Below are 2,795 nucleotides of genomic sequence, written 5' to 3' on the forward strand. Positions count from 1 at the left end.
CAGCTCGCCGGTATCCCCGACGAGCTGACCCTGCCGTTCGACCGGGCCCGCCCGGCCATCGCCTCGCATCGCGGCGCCACCGTGCACCGCGAGCTCGCGCCGGAGCTCATCGCCAAGCTCGACGAGGTGGCGCGTCGTCAAGGCGCGTCGCTGTTCATGGTCATGCACACCGCGCTGGCGGTGCTGCTGTCGCGCCTGTCCGGCTCCGATGACATCGCCATCGGCACGCCCATCGCGGGCCGTGGTGAGCAGGCACTCGACGACCTGGTCGGCATGTTCGTCAACACCCTGGTGCTGCGCACCGGCGTGCGCCCGGCCGAGTCCTTCACCGACCTGCTCGAGCAGTCCCGCAAGGCCGACCTCGACGCCTACGGCAATGCCGACGTGCCGTTCGAGCGCCTGGTGGAACTGCTGGCGCCCGAGCGCTCGCAGTCGCGCAACCCGCTGTTCCAGGTGATGCTGGCCTTCCAGAACCTGGACCGCACCACCCTGGAACTGCCGGGCCTGGCTGTCTCGGCGCTCGATCTCGACGAGAGCGTCGCCCGCTTCGACCTGCAGTTCACCCTCTCCGAGCTCGGTGAGCCCGGCAGCGGCGGCATGGCGCTGGCACTGAACTACGCCACCGAACTGTTCGACGAAGCCACCGTCGACACCATCGCCACCCGCTGGGAGCGCGTGCTCGAAGCCGTCGCCGCCGATGCCGCGGTGACCGTCGGCGCGATCGACGTCCTCGATGCCGCCGAGCGAGCCGACCTGGTGTTCCGCGTCGGCGAGCCGCCGGTGCCCGCCCGCACCCTGCGCAGCCTGCTGGCCGAGGCTGTCGCCCAGAACCCGACCGGCGACGCCGTGGTGTTCCAGGGGACAGCTCTGTCCTACGCGGAACTGGATGAGCGCTCGAACCGCTTGGCACGCTTGCTGATCGCCGAGGGCATCGGTGCCGAAGACCTCGTCGCGATCGGTATCCCGCGTTCGGCCGACTCGGTGCTGGCCGCGTGGGCTGTCGCCAAGACCGGCGCGGCCTTCGTCCCGGTCGACCCGACCTACCCCGCCGACCGCATCGCCCACATGGTCACCGATTCCGGTTCGCCGCTGGGTATCACGGTCGCGTCGGTGCTGGGCGGACTGCCCGATATCGCGCAGGCTGGAGCGCAGGAGCCCGAGCTCGACGGCCAGGCCACAGACGCGCCCGCGGCCGGTTGGCTCGTGCTCGATGAGCTCGACCTCGCTCGCTTCGACGGCGGTCCGATCACCGACGACGAGCTCGTGCGGGCGACCACCCCCGAGCAGCCCGCCTACGTCATCTACACCTCCGGCTCGACCGGTGTGCCCAAGGGCGTCGTGGTCACCCATGCCGGTCTGGCGAACTTCGGCGAGGAGCAGGCGAAGCGCTACGCGCTCGACTCCGATACCCGCGCACTGCATTTCGCCTCGCCCTCGTTCGACGCCTCGATCCTGGAGCTGCTGCTGGCGCTGGCCCGCGGCGGCGCGCTGGTCGTCGTCCCGCCGGGCGTGTACGGCGGTGTAGAAAATTACGAGCTGTTACGCGCCCATCGGGTCACCCACGCGTTCATCACTCCCGCCGCGCTGGCCACCTTCGACCCGAGCGGCCTGGACTCGCTGCGGGTGCTTGTCGCCGGTGGTGAAGCGGTGCCCGCCGATCTGGTGAGCAAGTGGGCGGTTCCGTTGGCGGACGGCACGACTCGTGCCTTCCACAACGGCTACGGCCCCACCGAGACCACCATCATGACCAACATCAGCGCCGCGCTGGTGCCGGGCGAGCTGGTCACCATCGGTGGCCCCACCCGCGGCATGCGCTCGCTGATCCTGGACGCCCAGCTCCAGCCCGTTCCGGTGGGTGTCGCGGGTGAGCTCTATCTGTCGGGCATCCAGCTGGCGCGGGGATACCACGCCCGTGCCGGCCTGACCGCCGACCGGTTCGTGGCCGATCCGTTCGTGCCGGGGGAGCGGATGTACCGCACCGGTGACGTCGTGCGCTGGACCGCCGACGGCACCGTCGAATACGTCGGCCGCTCCGACTTCCAGGTCAAGATCCGCGGTTTCCGTATCGAACTGGGCGAGATCGACTCGGCCCTGGCCTCGCACGAGACCGTCGACTTCGCGACCACCGTCGGCCACAAGAGCACCGCGGGCGCGGTCTCGCTGGTCGCGTATGTGGTTGCCGCGCCGGGTCGTTCGATCGATGTCGCGGCGCTGACCGCGCACGTCGAGGATCGCCTGCCCGCCTACATGGTGCCCTCGTCGATCATGGTGATCGACCACGTGCCGCTGACCCCGGTCGGCAAGCTCGACCGCAAGGCGCTGCCGGAGCCGGTGTTCGCCACCGAGGTCACCTTCCGCGCCGCGCGCACCTCGATCGAGCAGACCATCGCCGAGGTCTTCGCCGAGGTGCTCGGTGTGGAGCGCGTCGGCGTGGACGACTCGTTCTTCGCCCTGGGCGGCGACTCGATCGTCTCCATCCAGCTCGTCTCCCGGGCCAAGGCCCGTGGCGTGCTGTTCACGCCCCGTCACGTCTTCGAGCAGCGCACCGTCTCCGGTCTGGCCTCGGTCGCCGAGACCGCCGATGTGGCAGCGGCCGCCGCGGTCACCCTGGCCGAGCTGCCCGGTGGCGGCGTCGGCGAGATGCCGCTGACCCCGGTCGTCCGGTTCATGGCCGAGCGGTCCGGTTCGTTCGGCCGGTTCAACCAGACCATGGCGCTGGAACTGCCGGTCGGCATCGACCGCGCCGGTATCGCCGCCACCGTCGGGGGGGGGCTCCACCGCCCCCACCCGTCGGG

The 2,795-nt window shown here is 70.7% G+C and carries 1 protein-coding gene; it reads left to right on the plus strand.

The genetic code is table 11. From position 1 onward, the window contains the following. On the plus strand, positions 1-2,795 hold a 2,795-nt coding region (locus ACFWPJ_RS29700), incomplete at both ends, for an amino acid adenylation domain-containing protein (RefSeq protein WP_378856358.1).

Source organism: Nocardia sp. NPDC058497 (assembly GCF_042720195.1).
Taxonomy (GTDB): Bacteria; Actinomycetota; Actinomycetes; order Mycobacteriales; family Mycobacteriaceae; genus Nocardia.